General features: G+C 46.3%; 14 protein-coding genes, 1 tRNA gene and 3 rRNA genes. 17 read left to right on the top strand and 1 reads right to left on the bottom strand.

The features are described 5' to 3' along the window. Positions 1-84 precede the first annotated feature (84 nt). From NSQ55_RS27675 to NSQ55_RS27630, 10 genes are all read left to right on the top strand, one after another. Positions 85-1,038: a glycosyltransferase family 2 protein gene (locus NSQ55_RS27675; protein ID WP_339170036.1), complete on the top strand. Its 954-nt coding sequence runs from the start codon at positions 85-87 to the stop codon at positions 1,036-1,038. Continuing rightward, complete coding sequence (locus NSQ55_RS27670) at positions 1,035-2,441, top strand: undecaprenyl-phosphate glucose phosphotransferase (RefSeq protein ID WP_076205799.1); 1,407 nt, start codon at positions 1,035-1,037, stop codon at positions 2,439-2,441. Before NSQ55_RS27675 ends, NSQ55_RS27670 begins: the two co-directional genes overlap by 4 nt. Positions 2,442-2,549: 108 nt before the next feature. Further along, a complete protein-coding gene (locus tag NSQ55_RS27665) occupies positions 2,550-3,416 on the top strand; it encodes a phosphatidylinositol-specific phospholipase C/glycerophosphodiester phosphodiesterase family protein (protein WP_076179707.1) in 867 nt (288 codons plus the stop codon). A gap of 226 nt (positions 3,417-3,642) precedes the next feature. Then, a complete protein-coding gene (locus tag NSQ55_RS27660) occupies positions 3,643-4,362 on the top strand; it encodes a heptaprenylglyceryl phosphate synthase (RefSeq protein WP_139330100.1) in 720 nt (239 codons plus the stop codon). Positions 4,363-4,423: 61 nt separating this feature from the next. Then, positions 4,424-6,763 carry a DNA helicase PcrA gene (pcrA, locus tag NSQ55_RS27655; protein WP_339170025.1) on the top strand — a complete coding sequence of 780 codons (2,340 nt, stop codon included), beginning with the start codon at positions 4,424-4,426 and terminating at the stop codon, positions 6,761-6,763. Positions 6,764-6,840: 77 nt separating this feature from the next. Further along, positions 6,841-8,853 carry an NAD-dependent DNA ligase LigA gene (ligA, locus tag NSQ55_RS27650; protein ID WP_339170022.1) on the top strand — a complete coding sequence of 671 codons (2,013 nt, stop codon included), beginning with the start codon at positions 6,841-6,843 and terminating at the stop codon, positions 8,851-8,853. A gap of 181 nt (positions 8,854-9,034) precedes the next feature. After that, the gene (locus NSQ55_RS27645) at positions 9,035-9,742 is read left to right on the top strand and encodes a response regulator transcription factor (RefSeq protein ID WP_036678667.1); all 708 of its coding nucleotides are present in this window, start codon (positions 9,035-9,037) and stop codon (positions 9,740-9,742) included. A gap of 19 nt (positions 9,743-9,761) precedes the next feature. Continuing rightward, positions 9,762-10,874, top strand: a complete 1,113-nt coding sequence (locus NSQ55_RS27640; protein WP_076099628.1) for a HAMP domain-containing sensor histidine kinase — start codon at positions 9,762-9,764, stop codon at positions 10,872-10,874. 62 nt (positions 10,875-10,936) lie between these two features. Beyond that, entirely contained in the window at positions 10,937-11,521 is a 585-nt protein-coding gene (locus NSQ55_RS27635; RefSeq protein WP_076220674.1) for a HAMP domain-containing protein, read from the top strand. A gap of 53 nt (positions 11,522-11,574) precedes the next feature. Then, positions 11,575-13,377, top strand: coding sequence for a PBP1A family penicillin-binding protein (locus tag NSQ55_RS27630; protein ID WP_339170011.1), 1,803 nt, complete (start codon positions 11,575-11,577; stop codon positions 13,375-13,377). A gap of 4 nt (positions 13,378-13,381) precedes the next feature. Here the strand turns inward: NSQ55_RS27630 and NSQ55_RS27625 are convergent, their stop codons facing one another. Continuing rightward, a complete protein-coding gene (locus NSQ55_RS27625) occupies positions 13,382-14,638 on the bottom strand; it encodes an MFS transporter (protein WP_076123743.1) in 1,257 nt (418 codons plus the stop codon). Positions 14,639-15,042: 404 nt separating this feature from the next. Between NSQ55_RS27625 and NSQ55_RS27620 the strand changes: the two genes are divergently transcribed. The 7 genes from NSQ55_RS27620 to NSQ55_RS27590 all read left to right on the top strand — a co-directional run bounded on the left by NSQ55_RS27620 (position 15,043) and on the right by NSQ55_RS27590 (position 23,024). After that, positions 15,043-16,600, top strand: a 16S ribosomal RNA gene (locus NSQ55_RS27620). Positions 16,601-16,701: 101 nt separating this feature from the next. Beyond that, positions 16,702-16,777, top strand: a tRNA-Ala gene (locus NSQ55_RS27615). Positions 16,778-16,949: 172 nt separating this feature from the next. Continuing rightward, positions 16,950-19,875 (top strand): 23S ribosomal RNA (locus tag NSQ55_RS27610). A 128-nt stretch (positions 19,876-20,003) separates the two neighbouring features. After that, positions 20,004-20,120: ribosomal RNA gene (rrf, locus tag NSQ55_RS27605) — 5S ribosomal RNA — on the top strand. Together the 16S, 23S and 5S rRNA genes with 1 tRNA gene alongside form the textbook arrangement of a ribosomal RNA operon. A gap of 421 nt (positions 20,121-20,541) precedes the next feature. Then, positions 20,542-21,714, top strand: a complete 1,173-nt coding sequence (locus tag NSQ55_RS27600; RefSeq protein ID WP_076186631.1) for a GNAT family N-acetyltransferase — start codon at positions 20,542-20,544, stop codon at positions 21,712-21,714. Between the two features lie 293 nt (positions 21,715-22,007). Further along, the gene (locus tag NSQ55_RS27595) at positions 22,008-22,469 is read left to right on the top strand and encodes a CtsR family transcriptional regulator (protein WP_036680465.1); all 462 of its coding nucleotides are present in this window, start codon (positions 22,008-22,010) and stop codon (positions 22,467-22,469) included. Positions 22,470-22,499: 30 nt separating this feature from the next. Then, positions 22,500-23,024 carry a UvrB/UvrC motif-containing protein gene (locus tag NSQ55_RS27590; protein WP_036680467.1) on the top strand — a complete coding sequence of 175 codons (525 nt, stop codon included), beginning with the start codon at positions 22,500-22,502 and terminating at the stop codon, positions 23,022-23,024. Positions 23,025-23,029: the final 5 nt, after the last annotated feature.

Raw genomic sequence — 23,029 nt, 5'->3', positions numbered from 1 at the left:
CCCTGAAAGGTCACCTCCTCTCAGGGAGGTTTTATGTTATAATAATTGTCGGTAGATTACTATATTTGTCAGGAGCGTTACGCAGTGAATGTAGATGTAAGCATACTTATTGTCAATTACAACACGTGTCGCCTGACGATGGACTGTATCAGGTCGGTATATGACTCAGAAACGAACTATTCCTATGAGATTATTTTGATAGACAACAATTCCCATGATGATTCGGTAGAGATGATTGGTAGAGAGTTTCCAAGTGTCATGTTGATCGCAAATAACGACAATGTCGGTTTTGCCCGTGCAAATAATCAGGGGATGGAAGCTTCATCCGGACGTTATGTGCTTTTGCTCAATTCAGATACGGTGGTACGTAGGGAAACGCTGGAGACGATGATCTCCTTTATGGATGGTCGTCCTGATGTTGGGGCGTCAGGATGTAAGATTATATTGCCAGATGGGTCGCTGGATAAAGCGTGTAAGCGAGGATTTCCTACACCGTCAGCTTCCTTCTATTATGCTTTTGGTTTCAGTAAGTTGTTTCCGGATCGACCGAAGTTTAACGGTTATCAGTTAGGTTATCTGGACCCTGATCTTGATTACCCGATAGATTGTCTGGTGGGTGCGTTTATGCTGCTGCGGCGGGAGACGATTGATCAGGTCGGCGGATTAGATGAAGAGTTTTTTATGTACGGTGAGGATTTAGACTGGTGCTATCGTATTAAAGAGGCTGGTTGGGAGATTTATTATTATCCGAAGACCTCCATCGTACATCTCAAAGGCGGCAGTGCCAGACGTAGACCGTTCAAGATCGTCTATGAATTTCACAGGGCAATGATTTTATTTCATCGTAAGCATTATAGTAGGAAGTACAACAGTATTATAAATGGAACAGTATATGCTGGTGTTGGTATGAAGTTTGCTCTGTCCCTTTTGCGGAATGCCCTAATCTTTCCTAAAGCAGTTCCATCACCTGCACAGAGTCTTAGCTCTGCTACGGAAACAGGCGCTCGTAACGATAAGAATACTGAGGTGAGATTATGATTCGGCGGAATCAGAAATTTTTGACACAGCTCTATATGGTTGCTGACTTTCTTGTCATCCAACTGTCCTTTTTAGCGGCTTGGTGGATCAAGTTCAAGAGCGGATGGATGGAATCCTATAACACGCTGCCTGTAGAGTCTTACGCTTATTGGAGTATGATTTATGGCGTAGTAGCTGTCTTAATTGGTATCCTTTTATCGCTTTATTTGCCTAAGCGTAAGAAACGTTTTGTCGATGAATTTATTAAGATTTTCCAAGTGCATATCATGAGCATCTTCATCCTGCTTGGTTTAATGTTTTTCGTGAAAGAAATTGATATCTCCCGTACATATCTGGCTATTTATATGGGATTTAATGTTCTTTCCATTATGCTTTACCGTTATGTGTTGAAGAAGATGCTTAAATCTTTGCGCGAAAAAGGATTGAATCGCCAGTTCGTACTTATCATCGGCGCAGGTACTCTTGGTAAAAGATTCTACAACAATTTGGAACAATATCCTGAGCTTGGATATGAAGCCATTGGCTTTTTAGACGATTACCATACTTGGGACGGGATTGAGGAGCAACGGTATAAACCTATCCTGGGAACGGTCGATCAGTTATCCGGAATGCTGGAGATGCTGCCTGTGGACGAGGTTATTTTAGCCTTGCCGCTCGATGCGCATTCTAAATATCCTTCGATTATTGCAGCCTGTGAAAAAGCAGGGGTACGCACATTGATTATTCCGGATTTCTTTGATTATTTACCAGCTCGTCCTTACTTTGATAACTTTGCAGGTATGCCAATGATTAATGTTCGTGATATTCCACTGGATATGACGGGGAATAAGATGGCAAAACGTTTGTTTGATATCGTGTTCTCTCTATTCGCTATTATTATGATATCTCCTGTGATGCTGATCGTAGCTCTCGGCGTACGTCTTACCTCACCGGGACCGATCATATTCCGGCAGGAACGGGTGGGACTTAATCGGCGTAATTTTATGATGTATAAGTTTCGTTCAATGAAGATGCAGCAGGACGGGGAAGAGGATACAGGTTGGAGTACGCGGGAAGATCCTCGTAGAACTCGATTTGGAACCTTTATCCGTAAGACAAGTCTGGATGAGCTTCCGCAATTTTTTAATGTATTACTCGGTCATATGAGTGTAGTTGGCCCACGGCCAGAACGACCATTTTATGTAGAACAATTCCGTGATGAAATTCCGAAGTATATGGTGAAGCACCATGTGCGTCCAGGAATTACGGGCTGGGCACAGAGCAATGGGCTGCGCGGGGACACTTCAATTGAGGAACGGATTAAGCACGATATTTTCTATATCGAAAACTGGTCCTTACTGTTCGATATTCGAATTATTTTCAAAACGATTCGCAACGGCTTCGTTAACAAAAACGCATATTGAGACCTGCACTTATTTAGATTTGTGAAATTTTAATAATACCCCGTTTTGCCACTGGCAGAGCGGGGTATTAATTTTCTAATCTAAACTTTGCAAAGGAAACTCACAACTATGAATAAGAAAAAGATTATTGCAACCGTAGTAATGATTGTCGCACTAATAATGATTCTTGTAATAACGTTGAACAAAGAGGAAGAGCAACCCACGAGCGGTTTTGAAGCGCACAGAATCGTTGCACATGCCATGGGGGGAATTAACGGATATACGTATACCAATGCTTGGGAGGCCTTTGTCGCTAACTATGAACGGGGAACTCGCGTATTTGAAGTTGATTTTTTGTTATCGAAGGATGATCAGTTGGTTGCTCGGCATGAATGGACAGGCAATATGAGCAAGCTTTTAGGTCAGTTGGAGGTTCTCCCTGCTAATAAACAGGGTGTGGCACTAGATTACGAGGAATTTATGGACAGCCCCATCCTGAATATATACTCTCCGCTTGATATTGAGAAGGTGCTTGATCTAATGCAGAATTATCCAGATGCTTATATCGTTACGGATACCAAAGAAATCCAACCGGAACTTATAGAGAAGCAATTTACATTGCTGACCGAAGCGGCGCAGCGTCGGGATCCAGCGTTGTTGGAGCGGATAGTTCCACAGATCTACAATCAGCCGATGCTTGATGAGATCAATAAGGTGTATTCTTTTCCAGAAGTGCTTTACACCCTGTACCAATCTAAGGATACGGATGAACAAGTTATTGAGTTTGTTAAAAAAACAGGTGTGGATATTACGATGCCAGTTAGCCGGGCCACCAAGAGTTTTGTCAAACAGTTAAAAAATATCGGAGCTCGTGTATACGTTCATACAGTGGATGAAGAGGATGAGATTAGAGAGCTATCTCGTATGGGTGTAGACGGATTTTATAGTGATTTTGTGCCTGAAAATGATTTGAATAACCTCAGAGGTATACGTTGAAATCTATATCCACTCATTACAACTAATATATCCCTGCAAAGTGCTGCTTTCCTCAGATGCGTATTCAGGTACTTTGCGGGGACCTCAAATTTACATACGAAAAAATGTTCGTATTTTTGTTCGCTTTAAATTGACACACCTCCTGTGCTGGCATAGACTAGATCTATATCTTTTGCGGCGGCAGGAGTGTTTTGTCTTGCCCAAATGACAATTAAGGATGATTCCCATGAAATCAGTACAGCAAATGATCAAACCTTGGCGGCATGTGTTTAAGTTGGACCCAGATCGTATGATTTCAGATGAGGATTTGGAGGCCGTTTGCTTGTCCGGCACGGATGCCATATTGATAGGAGGCTCTACAGGAGTTACTTATGAGAATACAGTAGATCTCTTATCAAGAGTAAGACGTTTTGAGCTGCCCTGTGCACTCGAGGTATCCGAACTTGAAGCTGCTGTACCCGGATTTGATCTTTATATGATTCCTATGGTGCTAAATACACCTGATCCAGCTTGGATTGTAGGCCATCATCGTCGAGCTATAGAGCGTTATGGATTTATGATCCCATGGGATCAGCTGCTAACGGAAGGTTACGTCGTTTTGAACAGTGATTCTTCAGTTGCGCGGATTACAGGGGCCGAGACAACCATTAATGCTGAAGAGGCGGCTGCGTATGCCCAGGTTGCGGACAAGCTGATGTCCCTGCCAATAGTCTATCTTGAATATAGCGGTAGATTTGGGGATATGGAGACAGTACGTATAGTGCGTGAGATGGTGGAGCAAGCCCAACTATTTTATGGAGGCGGCATTACTTGTGAGGCAGAGGCCGAGCAGGCAGCAGCTCTATGTGATACAGTAGTTGTCGGCAATATTATTTATCGGGATGTAGAGCAGGCAATTCGTACGGTATTTGCTGTTAAAAAGACGGTGCAAGAGCAGTTCGACTAGCGGTTAGCTTATGGACTACTTATGATTTGTAATTTCATTTTTAGAAAGGAGCATGTTACACATGCAACTTATTAACATACAAGACGCGGTCAGCCGATTGAATCCTCCACAAAGGCAGGCTGTCGAAACTACTGAAGGACCCCTTTTGATTATGGCTGGTGCGGGCAGTGGGAAGACGAGAGTGCTGACTCACAGAATTGCCTGGCTGATTGCTAATCGAAAGGCGCCGCCTTGGGCGATTTTGGCGATTACATTTACGAATAAAGCTGCGAGGGAAATGCAGGAACGTGTATCTAAGCTCGTTGGACCTGAGGGAAGAGATATTTGGGTATCCACCTTTCACTCCATGTGTGTTCGGATCTTGCGGAAGGATATTGAGCGCATTGGATTTACTTCCAACTTCTCGATTCTGGACTCTACAGACCAGTTATCAGTAATTCGTAATTGCATGAAGGAACTGAATATTGATACGAAAAAATTCGAACCGAAAGCTGTACAAGCCATAATTAGCGCATCTAAGAATGAACTGATTACTCCGGCGCAGTATGAGCAAAAAGTCGGTGATTATTTCGAAGGTTTAGTTGCCAAGGTTTATAAAATGTACCAACGGCGTTTGAGAAGCAATAACTCGCTTGATTTTGATGATTTGATTATGAAGACTATCGAATTATTTAAGGAAGTTCCCGAGGTTCTGGATTTTTACCAAAAGAAGTTCAAATACATCCATGTGGATGAGTATCAGGATACGAACAGAGCACAATACATGTTGTGCCGCATGCTGGCAGACAGCCACCACCGCATTTGCGTGGTAGGGGATAGTGACCAGTCGATCTATCGCTGGCGTGGTGCGGATATTACGAATATTCTTAATTTTGAAGAGGATTATCCGGAAGCGAAGACGATTCTGCTAGAACAGAATTACCGTTCAACCGCTAATATCCTGAATGCAGCCAATGGGGTAATCGCGCTTAATAGTGGCCGTAAACCGAAAAAGCTGTGGACCGATTCCGAGGAAGGCGCCAAGATTAAGGTGTACCGGGCGGATTCCGAGCATGACGAAGGGTATTTTGTAACCGGAGAAATCAGCAAAAATGTGAAGCAAGGTCAAGCTTACCAGAATCACGCGATTCTGTATCGGACGAATGCTCAGTCACGGGTAATAGAAGAAATTTTGATCAAATCAGATATTCCATATCAAATCGTTGGCGGGATCAAGTTCTATGATCGTAAAGAAATCAAGGATCTGCTGGCGTATCTACGTTTACTGTCTAACCCTGATGATGATATCAGCCTGACGCGTATTATTAATGTTCCTAAGCGTGGATTAGGAGATACAACGGTTGGCAAGCTGGCAGCTGCTGCTGGTGAACGTGGTGTTTCTATTTTCCGAGTACTGCAAACGGTCGATGATTTGGGCTTTGCTGGACGGACGCGGAATATGCTAGTAGAGTTCTACGATATGATTGAAGCTCTACACCGTATGGTGGAGTTCTTGTCTGTAACCGAATTGACGGAAAAAATACTGGAAATGTCGCAGTACCGTTTGGAGCTGCAAAATGAAAACACACTCGAATCACGCTCGCGGCTAGAGAATATCGATGAGTTCTTATCGGTGACGATGGAGTTTGAAAAGAACAACGAAGACAAGTCGCTGGTCTCCTTCCTCACAGATCTTGCACTTATCGCAGATATCGATAGTGTGAACGATGATGAAGAGGATCGTAGTGATGCTGTTGTGTTAATGACGATGCACAGCGCCAAAGGTCTGGAGTTCCCGACGGTATTTATCGTCGGAATGGAAGAAGGCGTGTTCCCACACAGCCGTGCCTTCCAGGACAACGACGAGCTGGAAGAGGAACGCCGGCTTGCGTATGTGGGGATCACCCGCGCGGAGAAACAACTGTTTCTCTCTTGTGCGCGGATGCGTACGCTCTTTGGCCGGACGACGGCGAACCAACCGTCCCGCTTCTTAGAGGAAATTCCGGAGGAACTGAAGGAAGATACCGTTAAGACTCAAGACCGCTTCCAGCGCGGAGGCGCGGAGGCAGGCGGTGCTTACGGCGGACGCGGCTTCGGCAGCGGTGGCCGTGGGAACTTTGGCGGCCGGGGTGGAGCCGCCGGAGCTACGCCGACAGGCGGCGGAAGCACGGCGTCAGCGGCGGCAAGCAAGAGCAGCGTGACCGTGACCTCCGGAGGCGCACAGCGTGCTACCGGAGCAGGGGCTGCAGCAGCTGGCGATTACAAAGCGGGTGACAAGGTCTCCCACGGCAAATGGGGCACGGGCACCGTTGTATCTGTTAAAGGCAGCGGGAATGACACGGAGCTACAGATTGCTTTTCCGGCTCCCGTGGGTGTGAAACGCCTGCTTGCGGGGTTTGCGCCGATTACCAAAGTGGAATAATAGCAGACAACGATTAACGAACGGATATTTAGACCACGCTAACTTTAGGAAACTTATTGACGGAGGGATGTACCTGCATGGATGCTATGCATGTGATGGAAGAGCTTGTTGCGGAATTAAATAACTATAATTACCACTACTACACGCTGGATGCACCGCTAGTCAGCGATAAGGAATACGATGTTTTATACGACAAGCTTGTAGCACTGGAGGCTGAGAGTGGCTTCGTACTACCGGATTCGCCTACACAACGTGTAGGTGGAGAGCTGCTTAAGGGCTTCACGCCGCATCGGCATCTGGCACCGCTTTGGAGTCTGGATAAAGCACAGAATATTGAACAGCTGCGCAGCTGGAATACCCGGGTGCTCCGGTTAGTGAATGAATACAATCTTAAGAATCCAGATACCCCTCTTCCTGATCCTTGTTATGCAGTAGAACTGAAGTTCGATGGCTTAACGCTGAATTTAACCTATCGTAATGGTGTTCTCGAACAGGCATCAACGCGTGGCAATGGTGTAGTTGGCGAAGGAATACTTGCACAGGTGAAGACCATCAAATCCGTTCCATTGACGATTCCCTTCAAGGATGGGGCCATTGAGGTTCAGGGTGAAGGGATTATGAATCTGTCTGTGCTGGCTGATTATAATACAAGGGCTGCAGAGCCGCTGAAGAATGCGCGTAATGCAGCAGCAGGTGCACTGCGTAATCTTAATCCGAAGACTACTGCGGACCGCCGTTTGAACGCTTTTTTCTATAATGTAGGCTTTGCAGAAGGCGCGGAGTTCGCTGACCATCAGGAAATGATGGATTTTCTGCGGAATAACAAATTTAAAGTGAACCCATACCTGACCTACTGCAATGATTTTGATGATGTAACTGAGCAGCTCGCTGGAATCGAGGAGAGTCGTTCGAGTCTTGATTATCTCATTGATGGGGCTGTAATTAAGATCACGGATTTTAGAATCCGTGAGGTGCTTGGATATACTGACAAGTTCCCGCGTTGGGCAGTTGCTTATAAATTTGAAGCCGAAGAAACGACGACCGTGCTGGAGTCTGTTAGCTGGAATGTAGGTCGTACAGGTAAAGTGACTCCGCTGGCTCGGGTTGAGGCTGTAGAGCTTGCCGGAGTTACCGTTCAGAACTGCACCCTGAATAATGTGGGTGATATTGAGCGCAAAAACTTGAAATTCGCCTTAGGTTCGCGGGTCTTTATTCGCCGTTCCAATGATGTTATCCCAGAAATTCTCGGCAAGGTAACAGAGGAGAATGACGGTGGAGAGATTATTTTCCCTGAGGACTGTCCAGCTTGTGGATATCCGTTAGAAATGCGCGGAGCACATCTTTTCTGTAACAATAAACTGAATTGTAGGCCGCAGATTATCAGTCGGATCACCCACTTTGCTTCGCGTGATGCGATGGATATCGAGACGTTCAGTGAGAAGACGGCGGGTCAGCTCTATGATGAGCTTAATGTACATGACTCTGCGGATCTGTATGAACTGAACTTTGAGCAGCTTGTACAGCTGAACCGTTTTGGTGAGAAAAAAGCACAGAATTTGCTGCAAGCTTTAGAAGATAGCAAAGGTAGAGATCTTGCTTCATTTCTCTTTGCGTTAGGGATCCCTAACACTGGTAAAGCAACGACGAAGATGTTAGCTGATCATTTCCGTGATCTGGATGCTGTGATGCAGGCCAAAGCCGAGGAGCTCGCTGAGTTACCAGACATTGGTGGGATTGTCGCCGAGAGCATTGTCAGCTTCTTCGCAGATCCAGTTGTAGTAGCTAATGTTTCCCGCTTGCGGGCGTTGGGTGTGGAAGCGAAGGCTCCTGAGGCACCACGTCCTGTTAGTACCGATTCCTTCTTTAGTGGCAAAACGGTCGTATTGACCGGTTCCTTGCAAAAGCTTACCCGAGATGAAGCAGCTGAACGTCTGGAAGCACTCGGAGCAAAGGTGTCCGGAAGTGTGTCCAAGAAGACGGATTTAGTTATCGCTGGTGAAAAAGCTGGCAGTAAGCTGGCCAAAGCCCAGCAGTTAGGCATTCAGGTCATTGAGGATGAAGATGAGCTAATTCGCTTGTTGGATATGTAAGTAACAAACTATATTCGATTCCAAAAGGTTCCCGGTTCCATTTCGTTTAAGTACGAGAGGAGCAGGGGCCTTTTTTGCGTGGATTACAACTAAACGTTTCTTTTTTAGAAAAAAATTCGGTTGATCTGCTAATATATAGGCTATAGATATTTATTACTATATTTGAAAGGAAACCCTTCCTGTGAAGAGAGAAACGATATTGTTAGTAGACGATGAGAAGGAAATTGTAGAACTGTTAACGATTTATCTCTGTAATGAAGGCTATAGACTGCTAAAGGCTTATGATGGAATGGAAGCGCTGGAATGTCTGCAGAAAGAGGAAGTTGATCTAATTATTCTTGATGTCATGATGCCTAAAATGGACGGGCTAGCTGCATGTATGAAGATCCGTGAAGAGCGGAAAATGCCAATTATCATACTATCAGCCAAAAATACAGATATGGACAAGATCTCCGGCCTGAGCCTCGGGGCAGATGACTACGTGGGCAAGCCGTTTAATCCTTTGGAGATTGTGGCACGAGTAAAATCACAGTTGCGCCGTTATCACGGATTTAATAAGGATAGTAATACGTTGGGAAACGACAGCAAACTAAGCTTTGAGGATCTGACTATAGATACGTCTAAGCATGAGGTGTATGTAGACCAGCAGAAGATTAAACTGACTCCGCGGGAATTCTCTATTCTAGAGCTTTTAGCGAGACACCAAGGTCAAGTGCTTAGCTTGGAGCAAATTTACAATAAGGTATGGAATGAACCCTTTTTAGATGGCGGTAACACAGTGATGGTACATATTCGTAATCTCCGAGACAAAATCGAAATCGATTCGAAACGCCCACGTTATATACAAACCGTCTGGGGAGTTGGCTATAAATTAGACGGACCTTCCTGAAAGGATTAGGTGAGGCTTCTTGAATTCTAAATATATAACGACGATTCGCTGGAAGTTTATGTTTGCTTTTTTGCTGAGTGTGCTTTCGGGCGCTTTGCTGCTCATGGCAGGGTACCAACTCGTCAACTTTATGATCTATCTAAATCCGGCTTCAGAGTCGGCTCCCTATTCACGCATACTGCGCTGGATTATTAATCATATTGGCTCTATGCCACTAATGACAGCAGCGGGTATTATCAGCTTTTTATTATTCTTTTTTATCTACACTCGTAAAGTTGTGCTGTATCTGGAAGAGATCACAAAAGGGATTCGAGAAATTACAAGCTCCGGGATGTCCCATAGAATTGAAGTCAGAACCACGGATGAGCTGGGTGTGCTGGCTGAGAATATTAATGAAATGGCTGAGCGTTTGCAGCACTCCATAGAGGAGGAACGTAAAGCTGTAAATGCGAAAAATGACTTGATCACAGGTGTTTCCCATGATTTACGCACCCCGCTTACCTCTGTCTTGGGCTTTCTGGAATACATCGAACAAGATCGATGTCAGGAAGAAGCGGAAATCCGGTATTACGTGGATATAGCCTACAACAAATCCCTGGTGCTGCGTAAACTGATCGATGATCTTTTTGAATACACACGTGTAAATAGTGGAGAGTACCCTTTGGTTATGCAGAGATTGGATTTGAAGGCCTTCATACGGCAGCTGGCGGAGGAGTCAGTTCCTGAACTAACAAAGGCGGATATGATCTATGAAATCGAGGACGTTGCTGATGAGTTATGGATAGAGGCTTCGCCTAAAGAATTAGTACGTGCTTATGAAAATTTGATTACTAACGCGATCCGTTACGGCAGAAGCGGCGGAAAATTGGAGATAGGTTTCAGTAAAAAGGAAAATGATGCTGTGGTCCGAATTAGCAACTTCGGAGAGAGAATTGCGGAAAGTGATATCCCTTTTATTTTTGAACGATTCTATCGGGCAGAAAAGTCGCGTTCACAGCATACAGGCGGCTCAGGGCTTGGACTTGCGATTGCCAAAAGTATCATCGAACGCCACAATGGCGTTATTTATGTAGAAAGTACATCTCTTCGCACGGATTTTATTACCCGTTTCCCATTCTTCATAGAATCTTAAGAAAACTCTGGCGGGTTCTTAAGATTTGGAAGTTATCCTTGTGGCACAAGGAGGGAACTACCATGCCAAAACTTCGGACGGTTCGTATCAGCTATTTATATATTTTTATGGGTTGCGCTCTTTTGAGTGCTGCCTTTCTTTTTGTTGTCCAGCGGGCTGTCGCTTTGCTGTATTCTCATTATTCGGGTCAACCAGGAGCCTTTTTTGTCCGGCTTATTCATTGGGTTATTAATCATATGGGTCAAACCCCTAGTGCCATCCTTCTATTTATTCTAGTCTTCGGTGGGCTGTATGTTCTTCGTTCACAGAAAATGGCTGATGATTTGCGCTCGCTAGTGGTGGGAACCACGGAGCTGGCAGATAAAGGAGTCGCCCAGAACATCAAGGTTCTCTCTGGAGGAGAAATAGGTGAAATTGCTGCTAACCTCAATCGAATGCAAAGAATAGAAGTTCCAGATAGAGGTGCAAGCTCAAAGCGGATAGAAGACACACCAGCAGTAGCTTTATTAATAAGAACTAGGGCGATACTTCGCACTCTCCGTGAGGTTGAAGAGGATGGGGCGGAAGTACATACACTTCTTGCAGCAGCGAATGATGAAGTACGCAGTATGGAGCGGTTCCTGGAGAACCTGATTATCGAATCATGAGCAGATGGAATGCACGCACCCGGATATTGCGAGTAGGGTACCTATTATTTGATGTGAGTGTTATTAGTACGGTATTGGTGCTTTTGATTTTGTTCTATGTATACCAGTATGGGGGGATTGTACTTAACCGGCATGAGGAGAGGCTGCAATTGCCAGAATCAAGCCTCATCACAGCTTCAGATGGAACAGTTATACGAATGACTCCGCTACCGAGCTCTGGTTATAGGCTTACAGCAGAGCTTGAGGAGATGCCGGCTTTATTAATAGATACGTTTTTAACAGTAGAAGACCGCCGTTTTTATAGCCATCAAGGGGTCGATTATAAAGGGATATCACGCGCTTTCTTGAAAAATATCTTGGACATGAGTTTATCAGAAGGTGGCAGTAGTATTACTCAACAGCTTGCTCGCAATCTTTATTTGAACAGAGATAAGAATATGCTGCGCAAGTTAAATGAAACCTCTATTGCTTTTGCCTTGGAGCAGCGACTGACGAAACGTGAGATTTTGCAGCTGTACCTCAATCAGATTTATATGGGGCGGGGACAATATGGAGTAAAAGCAGCAGCGAAGCGTTACTTCGGCGTGTCTGATCTGAAAAAATTGGAGATCTGGCAAATAGCCACTCTGGTGGGAATCCCTAAAGGCCCCTCTATTTATAACCCAGTAGACAATAGTGCATTATCCAAAACGAGAAGAAATGTAGTGCTAAAGATGATGTTCAATCAGCGACTAATCACGAATGGGCAAATGCAGGAAGCTATGAATAAACAATATCAGCCTCCAGCTGCGGTCGAAAATGGGGTTGCCGGAGTGTACTATGTGGATGCCGCCCTTAAGGAAGCGGCTCAGATCACAGGGAAATCCGTAGAGGAGCTTCGTACAGGCGGCTACACTATAGTTACAGGTTTGAACATCAAAGCACAGCAGGCACTTGAGCAGGCCGTTCTCAAAGAGGCTTCATTTCCACCTGACGGAAAAGATCAGCAGGTAGAAGCAGCTATGACCATAATGGATCATCGTACAGGAGAAGTAGTGGCATTGATTGGTGGGCGAGATCAAAACGAGGGCAATTTGAACAGAGCTATTATTGATGCACGTCAGCCGGGTTCCAGCTTTAAGCCGATCATTGATTATGGACCTGCACTGGAGAGCGGGAAATTCAACCCGAATAGTATGCTGTCCGACCGTAAAGTTGCTTATGGCAGCTACAAGCCTGAGAACTTGAACGGTATATACCAAGGTCAGGTCACAATGAACACAGCTTTGCAAAAATCCATCAATGCACCAGCCGTATGGGTATTGAAGCAGGTTGGAATCTCTTCTGCGCGGCAATTTGCCGCCAAATTAGGAATTGTACTGACGGAGGAGGACAATCATTTATCAATAGCTTTGGGGGGGCTTCATAATGGGGTTTCTCCACTAAAAATGGCCCAGGCCTACAGTGTCTTTGCTAGTGGAGGGAAATTTAATGCGGCTCATATGGTGCGCTCCATAACGGATTCAAAAGGGAAGGTCTTGTATACTCATCCCTCTGAATCACGTCAGGTAATCTCGCCGCTTACCGCAGAAGCGATGACGGCTATGTTACGCAATGTTGTTAATGAAGGAACAGGGAAAAAAGCGCAGATGAACAGACCAGTAGCGGGAAAGACCGGTACGACCCAATTGGACTTGGCTGGCGTGAGCAAGAAAGCTAATCGGGATCTTTGGTTTGTAGGCTATACTTCGGAGTGGACAGCTGCGGTATGGATGGGTTTTGATCGTACGAATCAGGATAATTACATGACTGAAGGCAGCGGGAAGGCTGCCGCTCTATTTTCTACAGTAATGAGTAAAGCCTTAAGTGATCATTGAGAAGTTATTGCGCCGCCCATTCTTCTAATTTCTCATCTCTAGGAAGCAGCAAGGCAAGAAACCCAAGCAGCGGGAGGAAGCCGCAAGCGATGAACACTTTAGCAATCCCGATACTATCAATGAGGTTGCCGAGGACTAATGAGCCGATCCCGCCGAGTCCAAAAGCAAGTCCCGTGATCAGACCTGAAACTGTGCCAATGTTGCCCGGATATAGCATTTGAGCATAAATGACGGTAACAGAGAAGCTGGACAGAAGGATGAAACCGCCAATCAGCAGCAATACAGCCGCCCATAATGGACCTACAAAGGGTAGAGCAAGTGCAAAGGGAACGGTTCCTACCATTGATAGTAAGATGAGATTACGCCGTCCAAAACGGTCAGCCAGCGGACCTCCAAAAAATGTGCCCACTGCGCCAGCAGCCAAATACATAAAAATATAGATTTGGGCTTTATCCAGCGTCATTTGATATTTGTCCATTAGATAGAAGGCGTAGTAACTGCCGATAGAAGCGCCATACCAAGACCTAACAAAGACTAGGAATACAAGAATAATCGTTGCTGTTCGTATGCTTTTTCGGCGGGCGGGGTCGATTGCCCGTGCTGTTGATTTTTTATGAAAGGTATAACCGGCATCTAGCATTTCTCTATACCAGCGAGCTACATAGGTCTGAACAGCGATTCCGGCAGCCGCGACGATCGTGAAGCCTAGGGCACCAATCTGGCCAAAGGGGATGAACACCCATTTCGTAAGCATTGGACCCAGGGACTGGCCAGCATTGCCGCCCACTTGAAAAATAGATTGCGACAATCCCTTTCGCTGACCTGCGGCCATATGAGCAACACGCATACCCTCTGGGTGGAAGGTGGCTGAACCGAATCCGATCAGGATAACCGAGAATAAGACCAGAAAATAGCTATTGGCATAAGCCAATAGAAGTACACCTAAAAATGTGCTGCACATACCCAGTGGTAATAATATAGGACGGGGTTTACGGTCTGCAGCATATCCAATGACGGGTTGGATTACTGATGACGTCATATTTAAAGCGAATGAGATCCATCCAATCTGGGCGAAAGAGAGCAGTAGATTATCTTTGAGAATAGGGAAGATTGCTGGAATGACTGCCTGTATAGAATCATTAAATAAATGAACAAAACTGACAGCTAACAAAATTTTATAAATCGTTGCCTGCTGCAGATTACGCTGCTCCTTGTTCTTGCTGTCTACCGTGGATGCAGCGTCTGTAGGTTTGGTCTTCATTTTGACTCCTCTCTGTACTGATAGTTAAAAGGTAAGATTGGCGAATACGATAAATTCTATTTAGCCACAAATAATGGATGAATGGTATCAATTTGTGTTGTATCGAAGTTATTTATACGAATGATTTTTTTATTTCAAAAAAAGCTTGCAAACTCAATGACAGCATGGTATATTATCTCTTGTGCTTACGACGCATCGCACATACGAAACACAAGCGATGAAGAAATAAGTTGACAAGATAGAAACAAACATGATATACTCTAATTCCTGTGCAAGAGACATTGAATGTCGAAATGCTAGGAGCAAGTTCTTTGAAAACTGAACAAATGGAACACGTTAATTTTTAAAAAGATTCAATTAATGAATCGTCAGTTTCAAAATGAGCATATCGCTCTTTTCAATACTAATTGGAGAGTTTGATCCTGGCTCAGGACGAACGCTGGCGGCGTGCCTAATACATGCAAGTCGAGCGGAGTTATTTTGAAAGCTTGCTTTCAAAATAACTTAGCGGCGGACGGGTGAGTAACACGTAGGCAACCTGCCCTTCAGACTGGGATAACTACCGGAAACGGTAGCTAATACCGGATAATTTCTTTTTTCTCCTGAGAGAAGAATGAAAGACGGAGCAATCTGTCACTGAGGGATGGGCCTGCGGCGCATTAGCTAGTTGGTGGGGTAACGGCCCACCAAGGCGACGATGCGTAGCCGACCTGAGAGGGTGAACGGCCACACTGGGACTGAGACACGGCCCAGACTCCTACGGGAGGCAGCAGTAGGGAATCTTCCGCAATGGGCGAAAGCCTGACGGAGCAACGCCGCGTGAGTGATGAAGGTTTTCGGATCGTAAAGCTCTGTTGCCAGGGAAGAACGTCCGGTAGAGTAACTGCTACCGGAGTGACGGTACCTGAGAAGAAAGCCCCGGCTAACTACGTGCCAGCAGCCGCGGTAATACGTAGGGGGCAAGCGTTGTCCGGAATTATTGGGCGTAAAGCGCGCGCAGGCGGCTATTTAAGTCTGGTGTTTAAACCTTGGGCTCAACCTGAGGTCGCACTGGAAACTGGGTGGCTTGAGTACAGAAGAGGAAAGTGGAATTCCACGTGTAGCGGTGAAATGCGTAGATATGTGGAGGAACACCAGTGGCGAAGGCGACTTTCTGGGCTGTAACTGACGCTGAGGCGCGAAAGCGTGGGGAGCAAACAGGATTAGATACCCTGGTAGTCCACGCCGTAAACGATGAGTGCTAGGTGTTAGGGGTTTCGATACCCTTGGTGCCGAAGTTAACACAGTAAGCACTCCGCCTGGGGAGTACGGTCGCAAGACTGAAACTCAAAGGAATTGACGGGGACCCGCACAAGCAGTGGAGTATGTGGTTTAATTCGAAGCAACGCGAAGAACCTTACCAGGTCTTGACATCCCTCTGAATCTGCTAGAGATAGCAGCGGCCTTCGGGACAGAGGAGACAGGTGGTGCATGGTTGTCGTCAGCTCGTGTCGTGAGATGTTGGGTTAAGTCCCGCAACGAGCGCAACCCTTAACTTTAGTTGCCAGCAAGTAATGTTGGGCACTCTAGAGTGACTGCCGGTGACAAACCGGAGGAAGGTGGGGATGACGTCAAATCATCATGCCCCTTATGACCTGGGCTACACACGTACTACAATGGCCGGTACAACGGGAAGCGAAGCCGCGAGGTGGAGCCAATCCCATCAAAGCCGGTCTCAGTTCGGATTGCAGGCTGCAACTCGCCTGCATGAAGTCGGAATTGCTAGTAATCGCGGATCAGCATGCCGCGGTGAATACGTTCCCGGGTCTTGTACACACCGCCCGTCACACCACGAGAGTTTACAACACCCGAAGTCGGTGGGGTAACCCGCAAGGGAGCCAGCCGCCGAAGGTGGGGTAGATGATTGGGGTGAAGTCGTAACAAGGTAGCCGTATCGGAAGGTGCGGCTGGATCACCTCCTTTCTATGGAGAATCGTTCTCTGCAATGAGAACATTCAAATCGGAAGTTTAACTTCCACAACCAATTAACGTGTATCCATTTGTTCGGTTTTGATGGAATTTGCGGGGCCATAGCTCAGCTGGGAGAGCGCCTGCCTTGCAAGCAGGAGGTCAGCGGTTCGATCCCGCTTGGCTCCACCAACAAACTTCATCTATTTGTTATGTCTATACACTTGATCCTTGAAAACTGGATACCGAAACGAATTTGCGTTTTAGAACATCTTTTAGCAACTTGTGTAAACAAGTAAATGTTATTAGTGAGATGATTCCAAAGAGAATGTCATCGTATGATATTTTCCTGCGGAAAAATCAAGGTTAAGCTAATAAGAGCACACGGAGGATGCCTAGGCGCCAGGAGCCGACGAAGGACGTGGCGAACAACGAAACTGCCTCGGGGAGCTGTAAGCAAGCTTTGATCCGGGGGTGTCCGAATGGGGAAACCCAGCTGTGGTAATTCGCAGTTACTCATTTCTGAATACATAGGAAATGTAGAGGCAGACCAGGGGAACTGAAACATCTAAGTACCCTGAGGAAGAGAAAACAATAGTGATTCCGTCAGTAGCGGCGAGCGAACGCGGAACAGCCTAAACCTAAGAGCTTGCTCTTAGGGGTTGTGGGACGTCTCACATGGAGTTACAAAGGAATATGGTAGGTGAAGAGGTCTGGAAAGGCCCGCGATAGAGGTAAAAGCCCTGTAGCCTAAACTGTATTCTCTCCGAGACGGATCCCGAGTAGTGCGGGGCACGTGAAACCCCGTATGAATCCAGCAGGACCATCTGCTAAGGCTAAATACTACCTGGCGACCGATAGTGAAACAGTACCGTGAGGGAAAGGTGAAAAGCACCCCGGAAGGGGAGTGAAATAGAACCTGAAACCGTGTGCTTACAAAAAGTCAGAGCCCTATTAATGGGTGATGGCGTGCCTTTTGTAGAATGAACCGGCGAGTTACGTTTAACATGCAAGGTTAAGCCGAGAAGGTGGAGCCGCAGCGAAAGCGAGTCTGAATAGGGCGAATTAGTATGTGGACGTAGACCCGAAACCGTGTGATCTACCCCTGTCCAGGGTGAAGGTGCGGTAACACGCACTGGAGGCCCGAACCCACGTACGTTGAAAAGTGCGGGGATGAGGTGGGGGTAGCGGAGAAATTCCAATCGAACTCGGAGATAGCTGGTTCTCCCCGAAATAGCTTTAGGGCTAGCCTCGGTATAAGAGTAGTGGAGGTAGAGCACTGATTGGGTGCGGGGTCCGCAAGGATTACCAAGCTCAGTCAAACTCCGAATGCCATATACTTATTGCCGGGAGTCAGACAGTGAGTGCTAAGATCCATTGTCAAAAGGGAAACAGCCCAGACCATCAGCTAAGGTCCCCAAGTGTGTGTTAAGTGGGAAAGGATGTGGAGTTGCACAGACAACCAGGATGTTGGCTTAGAAGCAGCCACCATTGAAAGAGTGCGTAATAGCTCACTGGTCGAGTGACTCTGCGCCGAAAATGTAACGGGGCTAAACACACCACCGAAGCTATGGCTAGATACTATGTATCTGGGGTAGGGGAGCGTTGTGTAGGGGTTGAAGGTGTACTGAAAAGAGCGCTGGACACTACACAAGTGAGAATGCCGGTATGAGTAACGAAAAGATCAGTGAGAATCTGATCCGCCGAAAGCCCAAGGTTTCCTGAGGAAGGCTCGTCCGCTCAGGGTAAGTCGGGACCTAAGGCGAGGCCGAAAGGCGTAGTCGAAGGACAACAGTTTGAAATTACTGTACCACCGTAATCCGCTATGAGCGATGGGGTGACGCAGGAGGGTAGTGACGCGGACTGATGGATGTCCGTCTAAGCAGTGAGGCTGATGTGTAGGCAAATCCGCACATCGATAAGGCTGGGCTGTGATGGGGAGCGAAAATTGTAGTAGCGAAGGTCATGATCTCACACTGCCAAGAAAAGCCTCTAGCCAGGAGAAGGTGCCCGTACCGCAAACCGACACAGGTAGGCGAGAAGAGAATTCTAAGGCGCGCGGAAGAACTCTCGTTAAGGAACTCGGCAAAATGACCCCGTAACTTCGGGAGAAGGGGTGCCCCGGTAGTGTGAATAGCACGAGGGGGCCGCAGTGAAAAGGCCCAAGCGACTGTTTAGCAAAAACACAGGTCTGTGCGAAGCCGCAAGGCGAAGTATACGGGCTGACGCCTGCCCGGTGCTGGAAGGTTAAGGGGAGTGGTTAGGGGTAACCCGAAGCTATGAACCGAAGCCCCAGTAAACGGCGGCCGTAACTATAACGGTCCTAAGGTAGCGAAATTCCTTGTCAGGTAAATTCTGACCCGCACGAATGGCGTAACGACTTGGGCGCTGTCTCAACGAGAGATCCGGTGAAATTTTAATACCTGTGAAGATGCAGGTTACCCGCGACAAGACGGAAAGACCCCATGGAGCTTTACTGCAGCTTGATATTGAATTTGGGTACGATCTGTACAGGATAGGTGGGAGCCGTAGAAATCGGAGCGCAAGCTTCGGTGGAGGCGCCGTTGGGATACCACCCTGATCGTATCTAGGTTCTAACCTAGTACCCTTATCGGGTACGGGGACCGTGTCAGGCGGGCAGTTTGACTGGGGCGGTCGCCTCCTAAAGAGTAACGGAGGCGTTCCAAGGTTCCCTCAGAATGGTTGGAAATCATTCGCAGAGTGCAAAGGCATAAGGGAGCTTGACTGCGAGACCTACAAGTCGAGCAGGGACGAAAGTCGGACTTAGTGATCCGGTGGTACCGCATGGAAGGGCCATCGCTCAACGGATAAAAGCTACCCTGGGGATAACAGGCTTATCTCCCCCAAGAGTCCACATCGACGGGGAGGTTTGGCACCTCGATGTCGGCTCATCGCATCCTGGGGCTGAAGTAGGTCCCAAGGGTTGGGCTGTTCGCCCATTAAAGCGGTACGCGAGCTGGGTTCAGAACGTCGTGAGACAGTTCGGTCCCTATCTGTCGTGGGCGCAGGAAATTTGAGAGGAGCTGTCCTTAGTACGAGAGGACCGGGATGGACGTACCGCTGGTGCACCAGTTGTTCCGCCAGGAGCATGGCTGGGTAGCTACGTACGGACGGGATAAGCGCTGAAAGCATCTAAGCGTGAAGCCCCCCTCAAGATGAGATTTCCCAATTAGTAAGACCCCTTGAAGACGACGAGGTAGATAGGTTGGAGGTGGAAGTGCAGCAATGCATGGAGCTGACCAATACTAATCGGTCGAGGGCTTATCCTATACGTAGGATGCAGATTCGTTTCGGATTCAGTTTTCAGGCATCAAGCCTGAAATACGCTTAGAAATTCATTGTCACTTCTGGTGATGAACTGAATTTCACGCGGCAGCGTCTGTTTCACAGACGCATGTTTGGTGGCGATAGCGGAGGGGTTCCACGCGTACCCATCCCGAACACGACCGTTAAGCCCTCCAGCGCCGATGGTACTTGGACCGAAGGGTCCTGGGAGAGTAGGACGTTGCCAAGCACAAATAGACCACTGTTGATAACTCGACAGTGGCTTTTTTGCGTCTATTATAGATTGTGGAAAACTTGTGGATAATTCATTGGAATTTGCAGAAAACTTACGCACATGTGGATAGATGATTAAAAGGCAAAAAATCACCAAATGGTGTGGATTAAGTACATATTTATGTAGATCTGTCAACAGAAAACCTAAGTAATACACGGGTTGCTGTGGATATAGTCATATTTATGTGGATAGAGGGATTGATAAGTGGATAATTATTTTAACTTGAATAGAACAAGATTACAAGACTATTTTTAAAACTGCCTAAGGCTGTGGATAACTGAAAAAAGTTCGAAAAATATCCTTATAATTCGCACACAATACACTCTCTTGTTATACTAACCATAAAAGTAAATTCATAAATGATGAGGTGAGTTTTGTGGATATCAGACAGTTGCACTCAGAAGAGTTTGATCTAAGCATGGATTTATCTGAATATGCTTTTCAATACAAGCTGCCTAGTGAGAAAAGGGCGAATGCTAAGGAAAGATTTAAAGCAGAACGCGTATGGGGTGCTTTTGAAGAAGGTACTTTGGAAGCTAAACTTACTCTTCTTCCGTTCGAAGTGTACATACAAGGTAGATTAGTACCTATGGGAGGGCTCGCAGGGGTAGCGACATGGCCAGAGAATCGCAGACAGGGACATGTGGCAAAGCTCCTAGCGCATACGCTGCAAACGATGAATGAGGCGGGGCAGACATTATCTTTTCTGCATCCGTTCTTGATCCCCTTTTATCGCAAATTTGGTTGGGAAGTTTATTGTGAATATAAGAAATACTCCATTCCTGTTGCCAAGTTTCCCAAGAAGGTTGAAGTTGAGGGCAAGGTAAGACGTGGTGTTATAGATATCGAAGTATTGGACAACTTATACAATCGTTTTGCAGTTAGATATAACGGAACACTTAAGCGTGATTTGGACTGGTGGGAAAACTCTGTTCTGGATGATGAAGGTCAGACTGCGGTATTTTATTCACAGCTTGGGGAACCTGAAGGATACGTACTATATAAGATAGAAAATAGAGAGCTGGTCATTGATGAATTTGTGTTTTTGAACGAACAGGCCCGGCAGGGGCTGTGGACATTTCTTGCGAATCACGATTCGATGGTGACCGGTGCATCGCTAAAACTGGTGCCATCCGATGATATGTTACCCTTTTTGCTGCCTGATCCGCGTATAGAGCAGGAGAATTATCCTTATTTTATGGCGCGTATTGTTAATGCTAAAGCATTCGTGGAGAGTTATTCTTTTAAGCGTCACAACAGTCAGAAGAAACAGGTTATCTATATTGAAGATAAATACGCCCCATGGAATGACGGGTTGTGGGAATGGACTGTCTCCGAAAAGGGAGCAGCAGCTTTCTTGCGTATAGAGGGTGAACGGGATGCAGCTGACTTAAGCTGTGAGATTGGTACGCTGACGATTCTAATGTTTGGATATAAACGCCCGGCAGAGCTGGCTCGTTATGGACGTGTGACTGGTAATCCGAGGGCTCTGGAATGGCTCGAAGAAATCATACCGCAAGCTGAAACTGCACTTTTTGATCATTTTTAGAAAATAATTAGGCTCTCCCCTTCGAAAGATGCTGGGAGAGTTCTTTATTTCCGAATACATTCGCTGAAAAAAGTGAAAAATAAGAGAATCCTCTTGGAATTAGCACAGAATATGTTATAATATTAAAAAGTCAAAGAAAGTCAAAGTCAACGCACCTGATGACATACAGTGCGATCCTCTGAATTTGTGAAGTTTTCTTCAGACTTATATGAATGAAGTTCACTAATGAATGTCATTAAGGATGCGGGCGCAAGCGATATTATGAAGCTTTAAAGAGCACTGGAGGATGAGTGATGCGCAATATCTCTGATATTATTGAACAATATCTGAAGAATATTTTGCATGAAAGTCCCGAAGGTACGGTGGAAATCCAGCGAAATGACCTGGCGGACCAGTTCTCATGCGTACCGTCACAGATCAATTATGTTATTAGTACACGCTTTACACTGGAAAAAGGCTATGTGGTGGAAAGTAAGCGTGGTGGCGGGGGATATATTCGTATTCAACGTTTTGAATTGCCGCCCAACGTGGCACTGCATGCCCATTTAAACCATACTATAGGTGGCGGGATAGATCAGAACGCTGCCGAAGGGTTGATTTATCAACTGGAAGAAGCTGGTTTTCTAAGCAAGCGTGAGGCGTGTCTTATGCGCGCTGCTGTTTCTCGGGATTGCCTAACGGTTAAGATTCCATATCGGGATGAGATTCGGGCCAAGATTATGAAGGCGATGTTAATCTCTTTGTTAGGCAAATAATTGTCAATCATAAGGGAGGGGCTTTCGCTTATGCAATGTCAGGAATGTGGCGTCAAGCCAGCAACACTCCATTTCACCAAGATCGTGAATGGAGAGAAGACAGAATTTCATATCTGCGAGAGCTGTGCGCGGGAGAAGGGTGAACTGATCCCGGGAACTGCTGGAGGATTCTCCATTCACAGCTTGCTGTCCGGTCTGCTTGATCTTGAAGGGGCCGGTAAGGAAAAGACGGCTGCTACGAAGACTACGCAGAGTCTGCAATGTGAGAATTGTGGAATGACGTACTCGCAGTTTAGCAAATTGGGTCGTTTTGGCTGCAGCTCCTGTTATAAATATTTTAACAGTGCACTGGACCCGCTCTTTAAACGGGTGCATGGCAGCACTTCGCATGTAGGCAAGATTCCTAAACGTGCTGGAGCACAAATTGTGTTCAAGCGGCAAATTGATGAATTGAAGCTGGAATTACAGCAAAGTATCGCACAGGAGGAATTCGAAACTGCGGCAGAGCTGCGGGATCAAATTCGCCAACTTGAAAAAGAAATGGCACAAGAGTAAAGTCT

It is taken from the genome of Paenibacillus sp. FSL H7-0943 (genome assembly GCF_037963265.1).
Classification (GTDB): domain Bacteria; phylum Bacillota; class Bacilli; order Paenibacillales; family Paenibacillaceae; genus Paenibacillus_AQ; species Paenibacillus_AQ odorifer.
Note: the sequence above shows the minus strand (reverse complement) of the source record. Positions and strands in the feature narration are given on the sequence as shown.